Here is a 22,932-nt window from a genome sequence, read left to right on the forward strand (position 1 = left end):
TCAGACGAGCGCGACCACGTTGTCGGGCACCGGCGGCCGCTGGGCGTAGGTGCGCGCGGGCCGCGGCTCGGGCGCCCGACGCTCGGCCACGTTGCGTCCGATCACGGCCGCGGCGAGGAGCCCCTGTCCGACCGTGTAGGTGAGCATCACCCAGAAGCCCTGCCCGGCGAGGTTCCACCAGGGCACGAACGCCTCGAGCGCGATCAGGGCGTCGCTCACCAGGAACACGGCGCCTCCGACCGCCGCGAGCCTGCCCAGACCGGTCGCGAGGACGGCCATGGCGACGAGCACGCCGCCGTACAGGGCGACGGGCACGAGCAGGGCGTCCGCACCCGGCGCGCACAGAGCGACCAGCACGACCAGCACCGCCGCGTACGGCAGCAGCAGGACCGGGCGGGTGTGCACCACGGACCGGCGGACCAGGGGCGCGAACGCCACGACGTACGCGACCTGCGCGAGCAGGAAGAACCCGACCATGACCAGGAACGCGGCGTCCTCGCCCACCAGGGACGGCACGAGGTCACCGAGCCAGGAGAACCCGAGACCCACCAGGGTCCACGTCACGACGTGACCACGCGGCCAGCGCGTCGCGGTCAGGACGACGGCGGCCAGCGCCGGCATGAGCGTCCACTGGCTGACGCGGGCGACGCCCTCCGCCCCGACGAGCTGAGCCACCAGGTGCACGAGCACCAGCACGACGGTGACCGCGACCCACACCCGCGCGGCCATGGACAGCGAGCGCCCCACGACGACCTCCTCGACGGCGGACGTCCTCGTCCGGCGACAGCGACGGCAGGACGTCGTCGTCCTGCCGCGCCGATGCTAACCCGGGACGGGCGTCGTCCGGCGCGGTTCAGAGCTCGATCGAGTACATCGTCGAGCTGTGGAACACGGCGTACCCCAGGCCCTCGTACAGCCGGTGCGCGCCGGACTGGTTCGCGGTGTCGACGCCGAGCTCGGCCATGTCCATCCCGTCCGCACGGTAGGCGGCCATCACGGTGGCCAGCAGCGCCGACCCGAGCCGACGACCGCGCCACGCGCGACGCACGCCGAGCAGGTCGGTGTAGCCCGCCTTGTAGCCGAGCAGCGGCCAGTCGTGCTCGAACCGGGCGGACAGGAGGTACCCCGCGACCTCGCCGGTGGCGTCGTCGATCGCGGCGAAGCTCCAGGTCGGGGCGAACATGCTCCGCCCCTGCACCCACTCCTGCGCGGTGCGCGGCTCGCTCCCCCAGTGGTCGGCGAACGCCTCGTTGTGCGCGAGCCGCACCTGCTCGTCCAGCTCGGTCGTCCACGGGACGATCCGGAGGCCGTCGGGCACCTCGATCCGGGGGAGCTCGATGTCCAGGGGGCGTCGCATCTCGGCGTAGAACCGGGCCGGGGTGAAGCCGCCCGCGCGCACCAGCCGGATCGCGGAGTCGGCGTTGTCGTGGAGGAACACCGCGAGCCGTGCCGGCAGCTCCTTGCCCGAGGCCGCCAGCAGCTGACGACCACGGGCCGTCTCCCACGCGAGCACCTGGCGTCCGATCCCCCGACCGCGCCACTGCGGGTCCACGGTGCCGTCGAGGAAGACCCTGACCACCCGCGTGTCACCCGGCGGCTGGTTCGCGCGCGCGTAGGCGCGGATCACCCCGTCGGCGTCGACGCCTGCGAGCGTGTCGCGGGTGTGGTCCTTCCAGTCACCATCGAACTCGTCGTCGATCTCCTCGGCCGAGGTCCGGTACGGCGCCTCGTCGGCGTCCTCCGCCGCCGTGACGAGCCGGGCGAGTGCCGGGACGTCGTCGCGTGTCAGTGGACGCCAGGTCAGGCTCTCGGTGCCGGTGGGCAGCGGCACGTCGGCGGGTGCCGCGGCGCGGACGGCGATGGGAGCGAGGTCGGTGGCGGTCACGTCGTCCACGATCCCCGCCGCCACACCCCGACGGCAACCGGTTTGTGATCAGGCGTCGATGCGGCTGCGGTCCAGCCCGTCGGCACCGGCGACGATGAAGTCCTTGCGCGGTGCCACGTCGGAGCCCATCAGCAGCTCGAAGATCTCCTCGGCCCGCTGCGCACCCTCGACCGTCACCCGGCGCAGCGTGCGGTGCCGCGGGTCCATGGTCGTCTCCGCCAGCTGGTCCGCGTCCATCTCCCCCAGACCCTTGTACCGCTGGATGTCGTCCTTGTACCGCTTGCCTGCCCGGTCCAGCTTCTTCAGCGTCGCGACGAGCTCGGCCTCGGAGTACGTGTAGACGTACTCGTTCTTGCGCCCTCCGCCCCCGATGACCTCGATCCGGTGCAGCGGCGGGACGGCGGCGTAGACGCGTCCTGCCTCGACGAGCGGTCGCATGTAGCGGAACAGCAGGGTGAGCAGCAGGGTGCGGATGTGCGCGCCGTCGACGTCGGCGTCGGTCATCAGCACGATCTTCCCGTAGCGCGCACCCTCGAGGTCGAACGAGCGACCGGAGCCTGCACCGACCACCTGGATGATCGCGGCGCACTCGGCGTTCTTCAGCATGTCCGTGACGGACGCCTTCTGGACGTTGAGGATCTTCCCGCGGATGGGCAGCAGCGCCTGGAAGTCCGAGCTGCGCGCCAGCTTCGCGGTGCCCAGTGCGCTGTCGCCCTCGACGATGAACAGCTCGCTGCGCTCGACGTCGTCGCTGCGGCAGTCAGCCAGCTTGGCGGGCAGCGAGGACGTCTCGAGCGCGTTCTTGCGCCGCGAGATCTCCTTCTGCTTGCGCGCCGACAACCGGGCGCGCATCTCGCCCACGACCTTGTCCAGCAGCAACGAGGACTGCGCCTTGTGGTCGCGCTTGGGTGAGGCGAAGATCGCGGCGAGCTCGGTGTCCATCACCTTGCCGACGATCGCGCGGACCGGTCCGGTGCCCAGCACCTCCTTGGTCTGCCCCTCGAACTGCGGCTCGGCCAGCCGGACGGTGACGACCGCGGTCATCCCGGCGAGCACGTCCTCCTTCTCGATCCGCTCCGACGTGTCCCGCGACGAGATCTTCAGCCGTCGCGCGTTGGCGTCGACCGCCTTGCGCATCGTGCGCAGCAGCCCTGCCTCGAACCCGGCCAGGTGGGTGCCACCCTTGGGCGTCGAGATGATGTTGACGAAGCTGCGGACCTCGGTCTCGTACCCGGTCCCCCACCGCAGCGCGATGTCCACGTCGCAGGTCCGCGACACCTCCTGCGCCGTCATGTGCCCGCGCTCGTCGAGCACCGGCACCGTCTCGGTGAAGGCCCCCGAGCCGGTGAGGTGCCACGTGTCCGTGACCGCGGTGTCGGGCGCCAGGTGGTCCACGAAGTCGACGACGCCGCCGCTGTGCAGGAACGTCTCCTCGTGCGGACCGTCGGCGCCGGGGGTGCCCGCGATGCCGCGCTCGTCGCGCACCGTCAGCGTGAGCCCGGGGACCAGGAAGCTCGTCTGGCGGGCGCGCGTGACCAGCTCGTCGTAAGCGAACACGGCCGTCTTGGGGAAGATCTGCGGGTCCGCCCAGTACCGCACGCGCGTGCCGGCCCGCGCCTTGGCCACCTTGCCGCTCACCGTGAGCTCGGACCCGGAGACGAACGGTTCGAAGGGGTTGTCCGGCCCGATGCCGGCGCGGTCGTCGAAGATGCCGGGCTCGCCGCGGTGGAACGTCATCCGGTGTGTCCGACCACCCCGGTCGACCTCGACGTCGAGGCGCGCCGACAGGGCGTTCACGACGGACGCGCCGACGCCGTGCAGGCCACCGGACGCACCGTAGGAGCCGCCGCCGAACTTGCCGCCCGCGTGCAGCTTGGTGAACACGACCTCGACACCGGTCAGTCCGGTCTTCGGCTCGATGTCGACGGGGATGCCGCGGGCGTTGTCGCGCACCTCGACGGAGGAGTCCGCGTGCAGCACGATCTCGATGCGGTCGCCGTGGCCGCCGAGGGCCTCGTCGACCGAGTTGTCGATGATCTCCCAGAGGCAGTGCATGAGCCCACGGCTGTCCGTTGTGCCGATGTACATGCCGGGGCGCTTGCGCACCGCCTCGAGCCCTTCCAGCACCGACAGGTGCCGGGCGGTGTAACCGGACTGGGGGGAGGTCGTCGTCACGGGGTGATGGTAGTCGCCGGGCCCCGTGGGCCGCGGGAACCAGGCCGTCGGCAACGAGCATGTTTCAGGTGTGTCACGGTCTGCTACGCGGTGAGCGAACCACCCGGTCCTGGTGCCGTGGATCTGGCGCGGGGATGGTTCTATTGATCTGTGACCGGGACCATGACGCATCCACTGACCGCGGCCGACCGCTGCGACCGCTGCGGCGCACAGGCCTATGTCCGAGTTGTCCTCGCGGTGGGAGAGCTGCTGTTCTGTGCGCACCACGCGCGCGAGCACGCACCGAAGTTCGCCGAGCTGGCGACCCACGTGCAGGACGAGACCGACCGCCTCCTCGCCGAGCACGGCGCGGGAGCCGGCGCCGCGATCTGACGCCGCACACCACCCTCTGACGCCACGAGGCCCGGACCTGATGGTCCGGGCCTCGTGCTGTCCCTATGCTCGGCGGCGACGGGCTCTGCCGCCCGTCGTTCCCCGACCGAGCAGGAGCCGTCCCGTGACCGAACCCGACGTCGACAAGGCCGAACAGCTCGAGCTGGTCAGCCGTGGTCTCCTGCAGGGCGAGGAGGTGCTCGCCGTCTACGACTGCATCGGGACCGGTACCGGCTTCGTCGGGCTCACGACGCTGCGGATCGTCATGCAGGACAAGAGCTTCGTCGGCAAGCGGGTCGCGATCACGTCGATCCCGTACCGCCACGTGCGCTCCGTCTCGGTCGTGAGCAACACGTCGTTCGCCGGCAAGTTCACGTCCAGCAGCAGCATCGCCATCGACGTCGGCGGCGTGGTGCACGAGGCCGACTTCCGCGGCGTGGACAAGGCGCACAAGGCGCACGACCTGATCCTCTGGTACATCACGCGCTGACCGTCAGGCCAGCACGTCGCTCCACGCGTGCACGCGGTACGCCCGGACGACGCCGTGCACGACGAACGGGTCGGTCGCCGCGAACGCCTCCGCGGCCGCCCGCGTGGTCAGCACGCACATCGACCCGTTCACCTCCGGCTGCTCGAACGTGCCGATGGCCGAGAGCAGACCCCGGGCGGCGAAGCCCTCGTAGTGGGTGACGTGTGCCGCCATGTGCACCGGGGCGAGCTCCAGCACGTCCGGCCCCGACTCGTAGAGCACCACGTACCGCACCCGGGTCACGGGGCACCGTCCTGCGCGTGCGCGGCCAGCCGGTCGAGGATCGTCGCCCACCCCCGGACGTACGAGCCGCCGCGGTAGCCCTCCGGCAGCGCGCACGCACCGCCCAGCTGCTCCTCGGTCATCCTCTCCCAGCCCCGGTGCTCGACGCTGACCCGCGTGAGCGCGGCGCCGAGCGGACGGAACGTCAGCTCGACCTCCGTCGGCTCCTGGGTGAGCAGCCACGACATCGTGAACCCGTGCGGCGGGTCCCAGGCCACGAGCTCACCCCACACGTGCGCGGTGCCGTCGTCCCAGGTCTCGATGACCTTCCCGCCGGGCCGACGCTCCACCGAGACGTCACGCACCCGGTCGCCGCCGGTCGAGAACGGCTCGACCGGCCACCAGAGGCCGATCTCACGGACGAACACGTCGAACGTCCTCGGCACGTCCGCGCGCACGGTCGTCGCCTGGCGGACCGGCGGCGCAGCAAGCGCGACGACCTCACGCCGTGGCCCGGTCATCGGTCTCACCGCCGTCCGGCACCAGGACTCCGACCTCGGTCTCGACGAGGCGACGGGCGATGTCGAGCGACGCGGCCCACGTCTCGTCGAGGTACGCGCGCAACCCGGCTAGACCTTCGGGTCGAACGCGGTAGAAGTTGCGCGTGCCCTCGGTGCGCCGGGTGACCAGGCCCGCGTCCTCGAGCACACGCAGGTGCTGGCTCACGGCGCTGCGTGTCACGTCGAACTCGGCGGCCAGACGCCCGACGGGCACCTCGTGGTGCGCGAGCAGCGTGAGGATCTCCCGTCGGCGCGGTTCGGCCAGTGCCCGCAGCACGGTGTCCGTGCGCGAGCCCACGGTGCTCGCGTCGCTCATGCCCACAGCCCGTCCGGGTCCGCGGCGCCGATCCCCGCGCTCACGGCCTCCAGCCGTGACCCGGTGTCCAGCAACGCGTAGCCGCCGCGCCGGGGTGGAGCATCCGCCGTCCGGCCGAACAGGCTGGTGCAGAGCTCGCGCGTACGCCCCTGGTCGGTGCTGCTGCTCTTGCACCACATGACGGGAGTCCCCACCACGCACCTCCGGGTGTCTTGTTCGAAGGATCTATCGTCAGCCTCTACTAACCGTTAGTCAAGCCTTACCGTCTAGCAGGTCGCGAGCATCGTCTCGAGCGCATCCAGCTCCGACTGCGTGACGGTGAGGGCGCTGTCCTGCTTCACCGTGGCCCAGGCTGTCGCGTAACCGCACCAGGCGTCCTCCGCCGGCGGCTTCCACTCGTCCGGACCGCGCGAGCCCTTCGACTGGTTGAGACCGTCCTCCACCGCCACGAGCGCGTCGGGGTTGGTCAGGTCGTTCGCGTAGGTCTCCTTCGTCGTCGCCCCCCAGGACCAGGCTCCCGAGTCGTGCGCATTCTTCAGCGGGACGAGGTGGTCGATGTCCAGGTCCGACGCCTGGTGCCACGTCAGGCCGCTGAACGGGTCGACCCACGTCCCCGAGACGACGGAGCAGCCGTCGGCCGTGAGGACGACGGGACCGGTCGACTCCGCGATCAGCACCTCGGCCCTCGTGTCCTGACAGTCCCCGTCCGCATCGGTCCAGTGGTTCCAGGTCGCCCGGTCGTAGGTGACCGAGGGCTCACCGGCTCCGCGGACCTGCAGGCCCTCGAGAACCGGGTCGACGGACGACTCGCTCGTGAAGTAGCCGAGGACGTCCACGAGCATGTGGGCGCGGGTCGACGTGTAGAGCGTCACCCGATCGCCGTCACCGAGCGCACCGATCGACGCGTTCGCGACCGTCTCTCCCGCGCCCGTGAAGTTCACGCTGGACGAGGCTCCGGCGACCCCCCGCCCCTCGGGGAACAGCTGGAGGTAGCCGGCGCCCGTCGTCTGCGTCGCCGTGGCGTTCACGAACACCGCCGACACGCCACTCGTCGGGACGCCGAGCTGACCCGATGGGCTGAGCGCGGCCTGAGACCCGCCCGCCGGCGCGGGACCCGTGCGGCTGTCGAGCAGCCGTCCCGGGGTCACCGGCACGAACAGCCCGGTCGAGCTGGCGGTCGCGTTCTGGTCGGTGAAGTAGCCGACCACGTCGACGATGACGTGGGCGCCGCTCGACGTGTAGAACGAGACGTTCCCGCCTGCCCCGAGAGGCACGACCACGAGGTTGGCCACCGTCTGCCCGGCACTCGTCAGATTGACGTTCGACGTGGTCCCGAGCGGGGTTCCGCCGCCCGTCGGTATCACCTGGATGAAGCCCGCTGACCGGGACTGGGTCGCCGTCACGGTCATCGCGACCGAGGAGACGTCGGACGACGGCACGCCGCCACGGCCCGTGAGCTGCACGGTGAGCGTCTCGGCCGGAGCCGGCCGGGGATTCGGGTCGAACGGCGGCGGCCCGGGCGGAGCAGGCGGCGGCTGCGGGGACGACGGCTTCCCCGAGAGCGACTCGCACGGGATCAGGTCATTGTTGCCGTCGAGCCGGAAGACGTCTCCGTAGTGCGGGTAGTACTCCCAGAACGCTGCGTTCGCGGCCGCCCATGTGGAGAAGTCGCCGCAGTTGTACACGTCGCCGGGGTACGGGGGTGCCGTCGGCCCAGGCGGTGGTGTGAGAGCCGGCAGACCCGTACGGTCGCGCGAGTCCACGACACGCACCGGGCTGAGCGCGTGATAGCGACCGTCCGCGCTCTGTGCCGTGTGGGCGAAGTATCCCGACACGTCGACGACAAGGTCGCCGCCCGCCACGTCGTACAGGGAGATGCTGCCCCCGTCACCGACCGGGACCGTGATGAGGTTGGACGCGGTCTGGCCGGGATAGAACACGTTGATGTTCGACGACGCGCCCGGAGTGCCTCGGCCCGTCGGCAGCGCCTGGACGTAGCCGAGCTGGCGCGGGTTGGTCACCACGACGTTGAGCGCGACCGCGGCGACTCCGGTCTCCGGCACTCCTCCGCGCCCCGTGATCTGCACCTCCACCAGCGCACCGGCGGCAGGTCGCGCCAGCGGCGCGCCCAGACCCACCCTGGTGTCCAGGATCCGCGTCGGCGCGAGCGGCACGTACTTGCTCGTTACCGCGGGCTCCGCCGCCCCCGCGACCGTCGGCAGGGCGACCACCCCGCCGGCGAGGGTCAGGGCAACGACTGTCGCGCGCGCGAGCAGCCGCGCCCATCCGAGGTGGCGCATCGTGGAGGCTCCAGGCATCGAGGGGCGGTAACTCTGCACCATCGACGGATCCAGGGCCGACCTTGAGCCGGAAGGCGACGGCGCGACCCTGTCGCCGCAGGTCACACACCCCGTGCATCCTGAGACGCGACGAGGCCCGGACCATCCGGTCCGGGCCTCGTCGTCGTTCGGCTGCTGCCTGTCAGTCGAGGTAGTCGCGCAGGACCTGCGAGCGCGACGGGTGCCGCAGCTTCGACATGGTCTTCGACTCGATCTGACGGATCCGCTCACGCGTGACGCCGTACACCTTGCCGATCTCGTCGAGCGTCTTCGGCTGACCGTCCGTGAGGCCGAACCGCATCGAGACGACGCCCGCCTCGCGCTCGGAGAGCGTGTCGAGCACCTGGTGCAGCTGCTCCTGCAGGAGCGTGAAGCTCACGGCGTCCGCGGGGACGACCGCCTCGGAGTCCTCGATGAGGTCGCCGAACTCGCTGTCGCCGTCCTCGCCGAGCGGGGTGTGCAGCGAGATGGGCTCGCGACCGTACTTCTGGACCTCGACGACCTTCTCGGGCGTCATGTCCAGCTCCTTGGCCAGCTCCTCCGGCGTGGGCTCACGGCCCAGGTCCTGGAGCATCTGGCGCTGGACGCGGGCGAGCTTGTTGATGACCTCGACCATGTGCACCGGGATACGGATGGTGCGGGCCTGGTCGGCCATGGCGCGTGTGATGGCCTGACGGATCCACCAGGTCGCGTAGGTCGAGAACTTGTAGCCCTTGGTGTAGTCGAACTTCTCGACCGCACGGATCAGACCGAGGTTGCCCTCCTGGATCAGGTCCAGGAAGAGCATGCCGCGACCGGTGTAGCGCTTGGCCAGGGAGACGACGAGGCGAAGGTTGGCCTCGAGCAGGTGGTTCTTGGCCCGCCGACCGTCGTTCGCGATCCACTCGAGCTCGCGCTTGATCTTGGGCTCCATGGTGATGCCCGCGTTCAGCCGCTCCTCGGCGAACAGCCCCGCCTCGATGCGCTTGGCGAGGTCGACCTCCTGCTCGGCGTTCAGCAGGGCGACCTTGCCGATCTGCTTGAGGTAGTCCTTGACCGGGTCAGCCGTCGCGCCGGCCGTGACGACCTGCTGGGCGGGAGCGTCGTCGTCGTCGGCGTCGGAGTAGACGAAGCCGCTGTCCTCGCTCTCCTCCTCCTTCGCGGCGGGCTTCTTCTCGCCGTCCTCCGAGTCCTCGTCGTCCGAGTCGGCGGCGTCATCGACGACCTCGACGACCTCGACCGCCTCGACGACGACCTCCTCGATCGACTCGATGTCGGGCTCGTCGCCCTCGACGACCTCGACCTCGTCGTCCGTGGCCTTCTTCGCGGCGGCGGACTTGGCCGCGGGCTTGGCTGCGGCGGTCTTGGCCGCCGCGGTCTTGGCTGCGGTGGCCTTCGCCGGCGCCTTGGCACGTGCGGGCGCGGCGGGCGCCGCAGCACCCTCCGCGGGGGTCACGACGGCCTTGGTCGACGGGCGAGCCTTCGCGCTGGTCGCAGCGACCGCACGGGCGGGCGCCGCCGGGGCGGCGGGCTCACGGACGCCGATGCCGGCGGTCGACAAGCCGCGGACGACGGCACGCAGGCGCTTGGCGTCCTGGACGTCCGCCTGCTCGCACGCGGTGCGCAGCTCCTCGGCGCCCACGGTGCCGTGAGTACGCCCACGCAGGACGAGGTCCTGCAGGGCGGGGTGCTCGAACTCACGCGGAAGAGCGGGATGCGGGGTCTGGGACGACACGAACGACCTTTCGGCAGCGCGACACCCGGAACGGGGCCGGGAGGTAGATGGATATTGTACCGACCCCACGGGCAGGTCGGCGCGATCACGGGCACGACGAGTCGGCCGTCGCGGACGGCGGTCATGGGGTTCTTGTGCTCAACGAGCGGCGGGCGCAAGAGATTCCCGCGCCGAAGGACACGTTCGGCCGAGCAGACGATCAGCCGTCCGGGGTGTGTCGGCGGTGGCAGAACCGGTCGCGTCAGCCCGGGCCGGGCTTGACGGTGAGCACCGGGCACGGGGCGTCGAAGAGCACCCGCTGCGCATTGGCCCCGAGGATGAGCTTGCCGACGGGGCTGCGGCGCCGCAGGCCCAGGACGACCAGCTGCGCACCGACCTCCTCCGCGGTCAGGATGAGGTCGTCCGCGACGTCGCCGCCGCTGAGCAGCCGCACCTCGTGGTCGACGCCTGCAGATCCGAGCTCCGCCCGGACCCGGTCGAGGTCCGCCTCCAGGGCGCTGCGCTGCTCCTCCGGAGCATCGGGACGTGTGCTCACGACGACCACGACACGCGTGTCGCGCTGCCGTGCCTCCTCGATCGCCGCCCCGAGGGCCGCCCGACCTTCCGGAGTGGCCAGATAGCCGACCACGATGCCCATCGGTCCTCCCCTCGTCCCGCGGCAACACCGCCGTGACCGTGACGCTACCGGAGGCGACGGGCCGCGACGACCGCACCGGCGGGATCTCCTTGCAGGTCAGTCACTGTGCCGGACCCATCCGGGCGGGATCGCTGCCGTCAACGCGTCGTCGAGGAGCTCCGCGAGGTGGTACTCGGCGTCGGCGTCGAGCGCCCCGTCCAGCAGCAGACGCGCCCGCGCGCCGTCGCCGCGCCACCACGCCAGAAGCGCCAGGAGGGTCAGCGCAGGAGCCTGCGCCCCCGTCCTGCCCCGCGCTACGACCGCCTCGAGCACCGCCTCGTGCACCGCGGTCGCGTGCGCGGGAGGCACGACACCGCGGCGCGGGTCGAGGATGAGCGCCATCGCACCGCCGAGGGCCGCGTCGAGCTCGGGCGTCGAGGGCACGGTGCGGACGCACCGCTCGGGCAGGTCGGCCGTGCCGGGGACCAGTGCGACCAGCACACCGTCACGCACGCGGCGGTCGGTGAGCCCGGCCTCGATGCGCCCCCACGGCGATCCCCCGGAACCGGGCTGACCCGCACCGACGATCGCCACGGCCTGACGCCAGGCCGCGAGCGAGTCCTCCCTCCACCGGCCCACGGCGTCGTCGCCCGCGACCACGGCCTGGGCGCACCGGTCCTCCCACCGACGCCGGACCCGCGCCGCGGACCGACGGACGTCGGCCCGCTGCGGGCGGATCCGCGCGATGTCCTCCCGCGAGTCCGCGACGGCGGACCCCGCCAGCACGAGCGTGGCGCCCACCTGGGTGGAGTCGAGGTCCCGCAGCGGCCTGCCACCAGGAGGGCAGCAGTCCTCGACGCAGTCCAGGGAGAGGTAGCCGGTCGGGGTGACCACCCACGCGAGCACGTCGCCGAGCGCGTCCTGCGCCGCCTCGCGGACGTGCCGGGCCGCCATCTGGGCGGGGCCTTCCTCCCCGCGCGGGTCCCGGTCGGTGTAGAGCACGAGAATGCCGCGGCGCGCCCCGTCACGGCCGAGGTGCGCGACGAGCGTCCGGGCGAGCAGGGGTCCGTCGGTCGGGTCGGCGAGGTGCGGCAGGTCGACGCGCACGACGAGCCCGACCGCGCCCCGCGGTGGTCGCAGGCTGACGGCGACCGCACTGTCCCGGGGCCGGAAGCCGAGCCGATGAGGGACGAGCGCGAGGATCTCCTGGGGTTCGCTCACCCGGAGCGTGGTGGTCTGCATGGCGCCAGCCCACCCCACCGCCGTCCGACCACGGACACCTCTCGGCGGATCTGTGCACGGTGTCTCCCGACGAGGGGCATGTGGGCGTCTCGGCGCCGGGCGTGCGGCTAACCTGTCGCGATGCCCCGTCCCGCCCTCCGCTCAGCGCGCGCCCGGTCCGGCCTCGTGGCCGCCGGCGTCGCGCTGACGGTCGGTGTGTCCGCGGCTGCGTGCTCGACGAGCGCTCCCGGCCAGACGTCCCCCACCGGCAGCGCCGCCGCTCTGGCCACCCCTCGGCCCGCTCCCTCGGAGACGCTGCTCCCCGAGACGGCCGACGACGCGCACTCCGCGGTCGGTGAGCTCGTCCCCGGCTTCCCTGCCACCCTCGTCCCGGTGCCCGACGGTGCCGAGGTGCTGCTGTCGTCCGCGGAGCCCGTGGACGGCACCGACCTCACCGAGATCAGCCTGAACCTGCGCACGGCACAGGACGCCGTCGGCCTGCTCGACGCGGTGCGGGCGCCGCTCGTCGCAGCCGGCTTCGTCGAGAATGCTCCGCCTGCCGCCGAGCCGGGTCTGGCAGCGCAGTCCACGTTCTCCCGGGGCGACGGCTCGGAGCTGCTCGTCGTCGGCGTCCTCGACCGGGACGACGAGCGCACCCTCACCCTCGGCGGGCGGGTCCGCGCGGCAGCGCCGTAGGCTGCCCGCGTGAGCCCCGCGACCCCGTCCCTCGTCGACGTCGAGGACGTCCGACCCCGCATCGACGAGCTGCTGACCAGGCACGTCGCGAGCCTGCGCTCCGTGCTCTCGGCGGCGAGCGGCGACGCGGACGTGCTCGCCGACGCGGTCGCCCAGATCCTCACGGGCGGGAAGCGGCTCCGGGCGGCGTTCTGCTACTGGTCCTGGCGAGCGCACGGAGGTCAGGCGGGGACACCCGAGGCGGACGCGGTGCTGCGCGTCGGCGCAGCGCTCGAGCTGTTCCAGGCGGCCGCGCTGTTCCACGACGACGTGATGGACGACTCCGACACCCGCCGCGGGTTCCCCGCCGCGCACCGGGCGTTCGCCGGTCTGCACGCCCGGCACGGCCTGACCGGCGACGCCGAGCGCTTCGGGATGTCGGCCGCGATCCTGCTCGGCGACCTGACCCTCATCGCGAGCGAGCAGGAGTTCGCGGGAGCACTGGCCCTGCAACCGCTCGCCCGGGCCGAGCGCGCCCGCGCCGTGTTCGACCTGATGCGGACCGAGGTCACCGTCGGGCAGTACCTGGACGTGCTGGCGCAGGCGCTCCCGTGGGGTGACGACCCGGTGGCCGACGAGGCCCGGGCGCGCGAGGTCATCCGCGCGAAGGCCGCCCGCTACAGCGTCGAGCACCCGATCGTCCTGGGCGCCTCGCTCGCGGACGCCGGCGAGGAGGAGCTCCAGGCGTGCCGCGCGCTCGGCCTGCCGCTCGGCGAGGCCTTCCAGCTCCGTGACGACCTGCTCGGCGTGTTCGGGGACCCGCAGACGACCGGCAAGCCTGCAGGTGACGACCTGCGAGAGGGCAAGCGCACGATCCTGGCGGCCCGGGCGGTGGCCCGAGCCCGAGCTGCAGGCGACGAGGCCACCGTGGACCTGCTGCGTGCACGACTCGGTGACCGCGCGCTCACGGACGCCGACGTCGCCACGCTCGCGGCGGCCATCCGAGACACCGGTGCCCCCGACGACGTCGAAGGGCTCATCGACGACCTGGCGGGCAGCGCGTTCGCCCGCATGGACGAGCGCCCGTGGGGCGAGCCTGCGCGCACCCAGCTGATCGGGCTCGCGCACGCCGCGGTCGACCGGCACGCCTGAGCCGCGCCGCCGTCAGAGCTCGGCAGCGGCCCTGCGCCGGATCTCGGTCTTGCGCCCCGTGCGGAGAGCCTCGATCGGCGTCCCCGGGAGGGAGTCGTCGGGGGTGAAGAGCCACTCGATCGCTGCCTCGTCGGTGAACCCCGCGTCGGTCAGGACCGTCAGCGTGCCCTGCAACGAGGCGAGCACGGTCCACGGCTGCCCCGCGTCGGGCGTGGTGGGCTGAGCCGGGTTGGCGAGATGTCCCGGCACGAGGAACGCAGCGGGGACGACGAAGACGCGCGGATCGCCGCGGCGGACGCCGATGATGCGGCGCTCCTGCACGATGCGGCGCACCTTCGAGGCGTCGAGGCCGAGCCGGTCGGCGACATCAGGGACGGTGAGCCACTCGTCGACCAGCCGGTCGAGGGTCTCTGCAGAATCGTTCACCCGACAAGAGTACGCATCGTTGAATTACACCCGGACAATTCCCTCGCGCGCTTTCCCCTGGTGCCGTATTCGGATACGTTCGCATTCTGTCACTTCAGTCACACAGGCACCATCCGTTCACTTCCGCACCACGAGGTAGGCATCATGTCGCACCAGCACGCCACCGCCCGCCGCGTCGCCACAGGCACCGGCGCCACGCTCGCGCTGGCCGTCGTGGGGGTGACCGCGACCGCCGGTGCGGCCCACGCCGACGAGTCCTACACGGTGCGCAGCGGGGACACCGTCAGCCACATCGCCACCCGCAGCGGCACCACCGTGGCGGCGATCGCCCGCGCCAACGCGCTCGCGGACGTCTCCCGGATCCGCATCGGCCAGGTGCTGACCATCCCGACGGCGTCCGCCCCAGCTCCCGCGGCGGCGGCCCCGGCTCCGGTCGCGGCCACCTACACGGTCGTCCCGGGTGACACGGTCAGCGCCATCGCCGCGAAGCACGGCACGACGGTCGCCACCGTCGTCGCCGCGAACGGGCTCGACTCCCGCGCCTTCATCCGCATCGGCCAGAAGCTGTCGATCCCGGGTTCCGGCGGCTCCGCGACGGCTGCGCCCGCTCCTGCTGCCGCGGCGCAGGCCGCCGGCTCCGTGTCCCACACCGTGCGGTCCGGGGACACGGTCACGGCCATCGCCGCCAAGCACGGCGCCACCGTCGCCGCCGTCGTCGCGGCGAACGGGCTCGACTCCCGCGCCATGATCCGCATCGGGCAGACCCTCACCGTCCCGGTACCCGTCGCCGCACCGTCCCCGGCGACGGTCGGCAACACGTTCGCAGGGCGCACGTACGCCGACTCCGTCGTCGCCGCCGCGAACGCGAACCTCACGACCCTGCGCAGCTCCCCGACGCCGTCGAAGGCGGAGATGCAGGCCAAGATCGTCGCGACGGCCCGGGCCATGGGGGTCGACCCGGCGCTCGCGCAGGCGGTCGCGTTCCAGGAGTCGGGGTTCAAGCACGCGGTCGTCTCCCCCGCCAACGCGATCGGCACCATGCAGGTCATCCCGACGTCGGGACAGTGGGCGTCGGACCTGGTGGGTCGGCAGCTCAACCTCGTGAACCCGGACGACAACGTGACGGCGGGCGTCGCCATCCTGCGCGCCCTCGTCGGCAACGCCCCGGACCTGCCGACGGCGATCGCCGGGTACTACCAGGGCGCGTCCTCCGTGAAGAAGAACGGCATGTTCGCGGACACGCGGCGCTATGTCGCCAATGTCCAGACGCACATGACGCGGTTCCGCTGAGGCCCTGCCTGCGGCATCTGGGGCGGCGGCGACCGTAGACTCCCTGGCGTGGGAGCCACCATCACCGATCCGTTCGTCGGCCGCCTGGTCGACAGCCGGTACGAGGTCGTGTCCCGCATCGCGCGCGGAGGCATGGCGACCGTGTACCTGGCGGTCGACCGGCGTCTGGACCGGGACGTGGCGCTGAAGGTCATGCACGCCCACCTCGCCGAGGGCACGTCCGGCTCCGACTTCGTCGCCCGGTTCCGGCGCGAGGCCAGGACGGCCGCCCGCCTCACTCACCCCGGGCTCGTCGGGGTGTACGACCAGGGCGTCGACGGTGAGACCAGCTACCTGACGATGGAGTACATCGACGGGTGCAACCTGCGTCGGCACATCGGCGAGCGCGGCGCCCTGACCGTCGGGGATGCGCTGCGCATCGGCGAGAGCGTGCTCGACGCGCTGGCGGCTGCGCACCGGGTGGGCCTGGTGCACCGCGACATCAAGCCCGAGAACGTGCTGCTCGCCACCGACGGACGCGTGAAGCTCGCGGACTTCGGCCTGGCGCGCGCCGTCACCGAGGTCACCTCCACCACCACCGGGACCGTGCTCGGCACGGTCGCGTACCTCGCCCCCGAGCTCGTCGTCCGTGGCGACAGCGATGCCCGCACCGACGTGTACGCCTGCGGGATCCTGCTGTACGAGATGCTCACCGGGCGCCAGCCGTTCACCGGCGAGACCCCGATCCAGGTGGCGTTCCAGCACGTCAACAACGACGTCCCCGCGCCTTCGGAGCTGGTCCGCTGGCTCCCCATCGAGATCGACGACACCGTGCGCGCGCTCGCCGCCCGCGACCCGGACGACCGGCCGGTCGACGCCGCGGCCGCGCTCTCGCTCCTGCGTCGTACCCGCGCGGCACTGGACGACGAGACCCTCGCGCGCCACGCCGCCGTCTCCCCGTCGATCGTGCTCCCCACGGCGACCGACCCGGCCGAGACCGACCTCGACGCCGACGAACCGGACGACGCCGACGCCTCGCCCGACGAGGAGTCGGCGACCGACGGCGACGAGACCGCCCTCATCGAGACCGGCGACGCCCGCGGGACGACGGTCGCGCTGCCGATCGGCCTCGGCGTCGGCGTCGAGGTGCTGACCGCTCCCCCGGCCGAACCGCCGCGCACCCGGCACCGCGCCCGCTGGATCGTCCTGGTCGCCGTGCTCGCGGCCCTGATCGGCGCCGGCACCTGGTGGTACCTCCAGGTCGGGCCGGGCGCCTACACGACGGTCCCGACGATCCTCGGCCAGAGCGAGGCGGAGGCGATCACCATCCTCGACCGCGCCGGGCTCGCGGCCGACCCGACCTCCGCGTTCCACGCCGAGGCACCCATCGGCGAGGTCTTCGCGACGACCCCCGGCCAGGGCGACCGGATCCGCAAGGACGGCGCGGTCGCGTTCACGATCTCCAAGGGCCCCGACTACGTGCCCTTCCCCGAGGGGGTCGTCGGAATCGAGCAGGCCACCGCGGAGGCGACGCTCGTCGCCTCCGGACTCAAGGCCGCGTACGCCGAGGCCGAGTACAGCGACACGGTGGGCAACACCTTGATCATCAGCGCGACGCTTCCCGACGGGACACCCGCCGAGCCCGGGGCTCAGACGATCCGGGACACCGAGATCCGGCTCACGGTCTCCAAGGGCCCGGAGCCGGTCACGATCACCTCCGTCGTCGGCATGACCGTCGCGGACGCCACCGCCCAGCTCGAGCCCGACAGGCTCACGCTCGCACCCACCGAGGTCTTCAGCGACACCGTCGCCGCGGGCCTGATCGTCGACCAGAGCCCCGTCGCGGGCGCTGAGGGCCACCGAGGCGACACGATCGCGGTCAACGTGTCCAAGGGCCCGGAGATGCTTCCTCTGCCCAGCACGTACGGCCAGAACGTGAAGACGGCTGAGGCCGCTCTTCAGGCGGCCGGGTTCATCGTGAAGGTCGAGCACCCGCAGGGGATCTCCCCGCTCAACATCGTGTACTCCCAGAAGCCCGAGGGTGGCGAGGGCAAGACGGCCCCCAAGGGCAGCACGATCGTCATCAACGTCTTCTGACAGCGCTGCCGCCCCGCCCGCGTGAGCGGGACCAGGGCAGCAGCGGACTTGCGAGCCGTCAGGACGCGCGGAGCAGCTCCACGACCTGGAACGCCATCTCCAGCGACTGCTGGTGGTTCAGCCGCGGGTCGACGAGCGTCTCGTACCGGCGCGCCAGCCCCTCGTCGTCGATCTCCTCGGACCCGCCGAGCACCTCGGTGACGTCGTCGCCGGTGAGCTCGATGTGCAGTCCGCCGGGCACGGTCCCGAGGCCGCGATGCACCTCGAAGAACCCGGCGACCTCGTCCATCACGTCAGAGAAGCGACGCGTCTTGTAGCCGGACGCCGACGTGATGCCGTTGCCGTGCATCGGGTCGCACACCCACGTCACCGGCCGACCGTCGGCCGTCACCTTCTCGACGAGCGCGGGCAGCAGGTCGCGGACCTTGCCGGCGCCCATGCGCGTGATGAAGGTGATGCGCCCGGCCTCGCCCTGCGGGTTCAGCTTGTCGATGAGCGCCAGCGCGTCGTCGCCCGTCGTGGTCGGCCCCAGCTTGATACCCAGCGGGTTCTGCACGCGCGAGAAGTAGTCGACGTGCGCGCCACCGAGCTGACGGGTCCGCTCGCCGATCCACACGAAGTGCGCCGAGCAGTCGTACGGCAGCCCGGTGCGCGAGTCGATGCGGGTCAGCGGACGCTCGTAGTCGAGCAGCAGACCCTCGTGGCTGGAGAAGAAGTCGACGGACCGCAGGGCGTCGAAGTCGGCGCCGCACGCAGCCATGAAGCGGATGGCCCGGTCGATCTCCGCCGCGATCTCCTCGTAGCGCGAGTACGACGGGTTGGCCATGAAGCCGCGGTTCCACTCGTGCACGCGCAGCAGGGACGCGAAGCCGCCCGTGGTGAACGCCCGGATGAGGTTCAGCGTCGACGCGGACGTGTGGTACGCCTCGAGCAGCCGCTGCGGGTCCGGCGTGCGGGCCTCGGGCGTGAACTCGTAGTCGTTGATGATGTCGCCGCGGAACGCGGGCAGGGTCACGCCGTCGCGGGTCTCGGTGTCCGAGCTGCGGGGCTTGGCGTACTGCCCGGCCATCCGGCCCATCTTGATGACGGGCAGGCTGGCGCCGTACGTCAGCACGACGGCCATCTGCAGGATCGTCTTGATCTTGTTGCGGATGTTGTCCGCGGTCGCCGTGCTGAACGTCTCCGCGCAGTCGCCACCCTGGAGCAGGAAGGCCTCGCCCCGACCGGCGGCGGCCAGCTGCGCGCGCAGGTGGTCGGCCTCCCCCGCGAACACGAGCGGCGGCAACGTCGACAACCGGGACGTCACCGCGTCGAGCGCGGACGCGTCCGGCCACTGCGGCTGCTGGAGCGCCCCCATCGACCGCCAGGCGTCCAGCCCGGCGACGACCTGCGGGTCCGGCTCGACGCTCATGAGTGGCTCGCCGGGACGAGGGGCTGACCGATGTCCTGCAGGAGCGCGCCGAACCAGGGCTGCGAGACGTCGAACGCCTTGCCGCCCGCGATGCGCGGGAACTCGATGGCACGCAGCACGTCGCCCTGCTCCTCGTCGTGACCGATCACGCCGGACTCGCCGCGCAGGGCGGAATCGACGGCGAGGTCGGTCATCGACTTGATGAGCCGGAGGTCCTCGGCGTTCGCGGCCGCGGCGCGCGAGTAGTACCCGGACTTCTGCACCATCGTCTTCTCCGCGCCCAGCTTCTCGCCGAACTGCTTGGCGAACCACTGCCCCGGGTTCACGGTGTCGAGCTTCACGTGCCCGAACGGGTCACGCTCCACCGGCGTGCCGGCTGCCTCGAGCTGGTCGACGATCTCGTGCATGCCGGCGCCCTCGGACAGGAAGATGTTCACGTTGCCCTGCTCGTCCATGATCGCCTTGAGGCGTGCGGCCTCGGCGTCGATGTCGAGCGCGAGCTCGGGCACGAAGACGGCGTGGATGTCCCAGCGCTCACGCGTGAGACCGATGCCGGGCACCCACTCCTGCGTGTCGAGCCACTTGCGGTACTCGGCCGCGGCGGCGGCGGTGAGCCACCCGCAGTGCCGGCCCATGACCTCGTGCACGATGAGCATGCGCGGACCGGAGCGGTGCTCGCCAATGATGTTCGCGGCGAACCCCGCGGCCTCCTCGGCAGCCGTCCAGGCACCGAGCGACTGCTTGATGGGCACCACGTCGTTGTCGATCGTCTTGGGCAGACCGACGACGGTCAGGTCGTAGCCGTTCTCGTGCAGGTACGCGGCGAGGTCCGCGGCGGTCGTGTTCGTGTCGTCGCCACCGATGGTGTGCAGCACGTCGACGCCGTCGGCCTTGAGCTGCTCGGCCGCCACCTGCAGCGGGTCCTGGCCCTCCTGGACGAGCCCGCGCTTCACGCAGTCCTTCGCGTTCGTGAGCTTGACGCGGGAGTTGCCGATCGGCGAGCCGCCGAACTTGTGCAGCAGACCGGCCTTCGCGCGCGTCTCGTCGTCGACCACGATCTTGTCGCCGCGCAGCAGGCCGTAGTACCCGTGCTGGTACGCGATGATCTCGATGTCGGGAGCGATCTCCGTGTACCGCTCGATGAGCCCGCCGACGGCGGACGACAGGCACGGGGCGAAGCCACCTGCGGTCAGGAGGGCGACGCGACGAACCGACATGAGACACACCTCTCGTAGACAACCTTCGGCGCACCGGCAACAGGGGCACGCCACGACGTCGGCGCTGCGGCCGACCGCGTCATCCTACTGACGTCCCGCTCTCGTCCTGCGGCGGTACCGGCACCTGGACGTCCGGCACGGGACGCCCGCCCGGAGCGGCCGGCAGGTGGTCGGCGGCGTCGCCCGCGACGGCCGGGTGACCGGTCGCGATGCGGGCCTTCTGCGTGGCCGCGTAGACGTCGACGTACTCCTGCCCGGACAGGCTCATCACGGCGTACATGATCTCGTCGGTGACGGACCGCAGGATGAACCGGTCGTTCTCCATGCCCTGGTAGCGGCTGAAGTCGAGCGGCTCACCGATGACGACGCCGATGCGCATGACCTTCGGGATCCGTCGGCCCGGGGGCTGCGCCTCGTCGGTGCCCACCATGGCGACCGGGATCACCGGGGCGCCGGACTCCAGCGCCAGCCGCGCGATGCCCGTCTTGCCGCGGTACAGGCGACCGTCGGGGCTGCGGGTGCCCTCCGGGTAGATGCCGAAGAGGTCCCCGTCCGCCAGGCGGCGCAGACCGGTGCGCAGGGCTGCCTCGCTCGCCTTGCCGCCCCCACGGTCCACGGGGATGGTGCCGACGCCGCGCATGAACCCCGCGGTCAGCCGGCCCTTGACCCCGGCACCGGTGAAGTACTCCTGCTTGCCGATGAACACGAGCTCACGGTCCAGGACCAGGGGCAGGAAGAACGAGTCGATCACCGCGAGGTGGTTGCTCGCCATGATGGCGGCACCCTCCTCCGGCACGTTCTCGGCGCCGCGCACCCACGGCCGGTAGACCAGGTGCAGCAGCGGGCCCACGAACACCCGCTTCATCAACCAGTAGAACAACGGCTCACCTCTCGACCCGACACACGGACTGTCCGTCCACCCGAGCCTGGTGCTCGCTCCCGACGACCTCTCGCGGCAACCGGAGCGGAGCGCGAACCACCCCGACTGCTCGGTCCGACTCTAGAGTGCTCCTATGGCACCTCGCCCCGACGACTCCGACGACGGCGTCCAGCCGACGGACGCGGACGTCCCGCCGCCGTCGCCCGACGCGTCCGACGAGCTGCCCGATCATGCCGCACCACCGGAGCCCACCGACGACGAGGTCTGGGCCGCGATCGTCGCCGAGCTGGGCGAGCTCGACGGGTACGACGGCGTCGAGCAGACGCCCGAGAGCGTGCCGCCGGCGGGTGCGGGCACGGAACCGACGTCGGGGCTGTCGTTCCCGGTCGCGCCCTGGGTCGCGGACCGTCGTGTCGTGCGTCCGGCCGCGGACGCGTCGCCGGAGCTGAGCGGTCGCGACTGGGACGGCACCTCGCAGATCGACGACGCCGAGGCGAGCATCGACGCCGAGGAGCACTTCGTGCCGCCCGACCCCGGACCCGTCCTCGGCGGCGACCCGCTGCTCACGATGGCGTGGTGCGCCGCCGCGGGCGTGCCGATCTTCCTGCTCGTCGTGCTCGTGGTCTGGCGTGACGCTCCCCCCGCCCTCGTGCAGGCGGCCGCAGCGGTCTTCGTCATCGGGGTCGGCGTGCTGCTGTGGCGGATGCCGCACCGGCGGGACCCGGACGACGACGACACCGGCGCGGTGGTCTGACGGGCTCTGGTGACCGTCGTGACCGGCACCCCGTCGTCAGCCGCGTGCGAGGTCGGCCGCGCCGACCAGGCCCGCGTCATTGCCCATCGACGCCACGACGATCGTCGCCTCCGGTCGGTGGCCGCGGCCCGAGAGCTGCTCGGCGAAGGCCTTCCGGGCGGGGGCCAGGAGCAGCTCGCCCGCGTCGGCGACCCCGCCGCCGACGACGATCAGCGCGGGGTCGAGGAGCGCCGTGGCCGAGGCGGCACCCTCGCCGACCCACCGGCCCAGCTCCGTGAGCAGCTCGACGGCGAGCGGGTCGCCCTCCTGCGCCGCCTGCGTGACCTGCGGACCGGTCAGCTTGTCGACGTTGCCCCCGGCGAGCTCGAGCAGTCGTGTCGCGCGCTCGGGGTGGATGATCACGGTGGCCTGCGCGTCCCGGACCAGCGCGCTGCCCGAGGCGTACTGCTCCCAGCAGCCCTCGTGACCGCAGCCGCAGTAGTGCCCCCCGGGGACCACGCGCATGTGACCGATCTCGGCGGCGACACCCCACGCCCCCCGGACGAGCTTCCCGTTGGACACGATGGCACCGCCCAGACCTGTGCCCACCGTGAGCATGAGCATGTCGTCGACGTCGCGCGCCGCACCGAACTGGAACTCGGCCCAGCCGGCCGCGTTCGCGTCGTTCTCGACGACGATCAGGACGTCCTCGTCACCGAGGATCGCCTGGACCTTCTGGCGCAGCGGATAGTCACGCCACGCGATGTTCGGCGCGAAGAGCACCGAGGAGCGGTCCGCGGACACGAACCCGGCAGCTGCCACGCCGACGGCGCCGACCTCGTAGGACCCGCTGAGCTCGAGGTAGACCTCGGCGATCGCCTTGTCGATGCCCGCCACGTCGTCCGGAGACGTGTCGCGGCGCGTCTGCGCAAGGATCGTGCCGTCCTCGTCGACGACACCCGCCGCGATCTTCGTCCCGCCGATGTCCACACCGATGGCGTGCATGTTCGTGTGTGCTCCTACGCGCTCGTACCCGTGCTCGCTACCGTCCGGTGCGGGCTCCCACGCTATCCGCCTGCGCGGCCCCGGGCTCACACGCCCGTCGACACCGCCTCCTGCCCGC

General features: G+C 71.9%; 23 protein-coding genes. 7 read left to right on the plus strand and 16 right to left on the minus strand.

Annotation, left to right across the window (positions count from 1 at the left end; translation table 11 throughout):
• The 3 genes from ASF78_RS02890 to ASF78_RS02900 all read right to left on the minus strand — a co-directional run bounded on the left by ASF78_RS02890 (position 1) and on the right by ASF78_RS02900 (position 4,060).
• Positions 1-747 carry a lysoplasmalogenase gene (locus tag ASF78_RS02890; protein WP_082494762.1) on the minus strand — a complete coding sequence of 249 codons (747 nt, stop codon included), beginning with the start codon at positions 745-747 and terminating at the stop codon, positions 1-3.
• Between the two features lie 106 nt (positions 748-853).
• Positions 854-1,885, minus strand: coding sequence for a GNAT family N-acetyltransferase (locus ASF78_RS02895; RefSeq protein WP_056588029.1), 1,032 nt, complete (start codon positions 1,883-1,885; stop codon positions 854-856).
• Positions 1,886-1,933: 48 nt separating this feature from the next.
• Positions 1,934-4,060, minus strand: a complete 2,127-nt coding sequence (locus ASF78_RS02900; RefSeq protein ID WP_056584717.1) for a type IIA DNA topoisomerase subunit B — start codon at positions 4,058-4,060, stop codon at positions 1,934-1,936.
• A 162-nt stretch (positions 4,061-4,222) separates the two neighbouring features.
• Between ASF78_RS02900 and ASF78_RS02905 the strand changes: the two genes are divergently transcribed.
• Together ASF78_RS02905 and ASF78_RS02910 are read left to right on the plus strand one after the other, a co-directional pair.
• Positions 4,223-4,432 (plus strand): hypothetical protein, encoded by a 210-nt coding sequence (locus ASF78_RS02905; RefSeq protein WP_055915761.1) that lies wholly within the window; start codon positions 4,223-4,225, stop codon positions 4,430-4,432.
• 124 nt (positions 4,433-4,556) lie between these two features.
• On the plus strand, positions 4,557-4,922 hold the full coding sequence (locus tag ASF78_RS02910) for a hypothetical protein (protein WP_056584720.1): 366 nt from the start codon (positions 4,557-4,559) through the stop codon (positions 4,920-4,922).
• Positions 4,923-4,925: 3 nt separating this feature from the next.
• Here the strand turns inward: ASF78_RS02910 and ASF78_RS02915 are convergent, their stop codons facing one another.
• From ASF78_RS02915 to ASF78_RS02950, 8 genes are all read right to left on the minus strand, one after another.
• Entirely contained in the window at positions 4,926-5,204 is a 279-nt protein-coding gene (locus ASF78_RS02915; protein ID WP_056584723.1) for a YciI family protein, read from the minus strand.
• Complete coding sequence (locus tag ASF78_RS02920) at positions 5,201-5,704, minus strand: SRPBCC domain-containing protein (RefSeq protein WP_056584726.1); 504 nt, start codon at positions 5,702-5,704, stop codon at positions 5,201-5,203. Before ASF78_RS02920 ends, ASF78_RS02915 begins: the two co-directional genes overlap by 4 nt.
• Positions 5,685-6,059, minus strand: a complete 375-nt coding sequence (locus ASF78_RS02925) for a helix-turn-helix transcriptional regulator (RefSeq protein ID WP_056588031.1) — start codon at positions 6,057-6,059, stop codon at positions 5,685-5,687. The genes ASF78_RS02920 and ASF78_RS02925 overlap by 20 nt, the downstream gene beginning before the upstream one ends.
• Positions 6,056-6,253 (minus strand): hypothetical protein, encoded by a 198-nt coding sequence (locus tag ASF78_RS02930; RefSeq protein ID WP_156374014.1) that lies wholly within the window; start codon positions 6,251-6,253, stop codon positions 6,056-6,058. Before ASF78_RS02930 ends, ASF78_RS02925 begins: the two co-directional genes overlap by 4 nt.
• 72 nt (positions 6,254-6,325) lie before the next feature.
• Positions 6,326-8,377 carry a DUF1524 domain-containing protein gene (locus tag ASF78_RS02935; RefSeq protein WP_156374015.1) on the minus strand — a complete coding sequence of 684 codons (2,052 nt, stop codon included), beginning with the start codon at positions 8,375-8,377 and terminating at the stop codon, positions 6,326-6,328.
• A 163-nt stretch (positions 8,378-8,540) separates the two neighbouring features.
• A complete protein-coding gene (locus tag ASF78_RS02940) occupies positions 8,541-10,112 on the minus strand; it encodes an RNA polymerase sigma factor (protein ID WP_056584735.1) in 1,572 nt (523 codons plus the stop codon).
• 241 nt (positions 10,113-10,353) lie between these two features.
• Positions 10,354-10,749, minus strand: coding sequence for a universal stress protein (locus ASF78_RS02945; RefSeq protein ID WP_056584738.1), 396 nt, complete (start codon positions 10,747-10,749; stop codon positions 10,354-10,356).
• Between the two features lie 96 nt (positions 10,750-10,845).
• A complete protein-coding gene (locus tag ASF78_RS02950; protein ID WP_056584741.1) occupies positions 10,846-11,970 on the minus strand; it encodes a DUF4192 domain-containing protein in 1,125 nt (374 codons plus the stop codon).
• A gap of 120 nt (positions 11,971-12,090) precedes the next feature.
• Between ASF78_RS02950 and ASF78_RS02955 the strand changes: the two genes are divergently transcribed.
• Complete coding sequence (locus tag ASF78_RS02955) at positions 12,091-12,645, plus strand: hypothetical protein (RefSeq protein WP_056584743.1); 555 nt, start codon at positions 12,091-12,093, stop codon at positions 12,643-12,645.
• A gap of 9 nt (positions 12,646-12,654) precedes the next feature.
• Positions 12,655-13,776 carry a polyprenyl synthetase family protein gene (locus ASF78_RS02960; protein ID WP_056584746.1) on the plus strand — a complete coding sequence of 374 codons (1,122 nt, stop codon included), beginning with the start codon at positions 12,655-12,657 and terminating at the stop codon, positions 13,774-13,776.
• Between the two features lie 12 nt (positions 13,777-13,788).
• Here ASF78_RS02960 and ASF78_RS02965 read toward each other — a convergent pair whose 3' ends face one another.
• Positions 13,789-14,202 (minus strand): Rv2175c family DNA-binding protein, encoded by a 414-nt coding sequence (locus ASF78_RS02965; protein ID WP_056584749.1) that lies wholly within the window; start codon positions 14,200-14,202, stop codon positions 13,789-13,791.
• A 144-nt stretch (positions 14,203-14,346) separates the two neighbouring features.
• Between ASF78_RS02965 and ASF78_RS02970 the strand changes: the two genes are divergently transcribed.
• Together ASF78_RS02970 and pknB are read left to right on the plus strand one after the other, a co-directional pair.
• On the plus strand, positions 14,347-15,492 hold the full coding sequence (locus tag ASF78_RS02970; protein ID WP_056584752.1) for a LysM peptidoglycan-binding domain-containing protein: 1,146 nt from the start codon (positions 14,347-14,349) through the stop codon (positions 15,490-15,492).
• Positions 15,493-15,540: 48 nt separating this feature from the next.
• Positions 15,541-17,568, plus strand: a complete 2,028-nt coding sequence (pknB, locus tag ASF78_RS02975) for a Stk1 family PASTA domain-containing Ser/Thr kinase (protein WP_056584753.1) — start codon at positions 15,541-15,543, stop codon at positions 17,566-17,568.
• 58 nt (positions 17,569-17,626) lie between these two features.
• Here pknB and ASF78_RS02980 read toward each other — a convergent pair whose 3' ends face one another.
• From ASF78_RS02980 to ASF78_RS02990, 3 genes are all read right to left on the minus strand, one after another.
• Positions 17,627-18,979, minus strand: a complete 1,353-nt coding sequence (locus tag ASF78_RS02980) for a class II 3-deoxy-7-phosphoheptulonate synthase (RefSeq protein WP_056584756.1) — start codon at positions 18,977-18,979, stop codon at positions 17,627-17,629.
• Positions 18,976-20,196, minus strand: a complete 1,221-nt coding sequence (locus ASF78_RS02985; RefSeq protein ID WP_056584758.1) for a pyrophosphate--fructose-6-phosphate 1-phosphotransferase — start codon at positions 20,194-20,196, stop codon at positions 18,976-18,978. The genes ASF78_RS02980 and ASF78_RS02985 overlap by 4 nt, the downstream gene beginning before the upstream one ends.
• 79 nt (positions 20,197-20,275) lie before the next feature.
• Positions 20,276-21,076 carry a 1-acyl-sn-glycerol-3-phosphate acyltransferase gene (locus ASF78_RS02990; RefSeq protein WP_235518366.1) on the minus strand — a complete coding sequence of 267 codons (801 nt, stop codon included), beginning with the start codon at positions 21,074-21,076 and terminating at the stop codon, positions 20,276-20,278.
• A gap of 133 nt (positions 21,077-21,209) precedes the next feature.
• On the opposite strand from ASF78_RS02990, the gene ASF78_RS02995 reads away from it, so the two are divergent.
• On the plus strand, positions 21,210-21,830 hold the full coding sequence (locus ASF78_RS02995; RefSeq protein ID WP_056584763.1) for a hypothetical protein: 621 nt from the start codon (positions 21,210-21,212) through the stop codon (positions 21,828-21,830).
• Positions 21,831-21,866: 36 nt separating this feature from the next.
• Here the strand turns inward: ASF78_RS02995 and ASF78_RS03000 are convergent, their stop codons facing one another.
• Positions 21,867-22,814, minus strand: coding sequence for an ROK family glucokinase (locus ASF78_RS03000; protein WP_056584765.1), 948 nt, complete (start codon positions 22,812-22,814; stop codon positions 21,867-21,869).
• Positions 22,815-22,932 lie beyond the last annotated feature (118 nt).

The sequence above is a fragment of the Cellulomonas sp. Leaf334 genome (assembly GCF_001424195.1).
Lineage (GTDB): Bacteria > Actinomycetota > Actinomycetes > Actinomycetales > Cellulomonadaceae > Cellulomonas.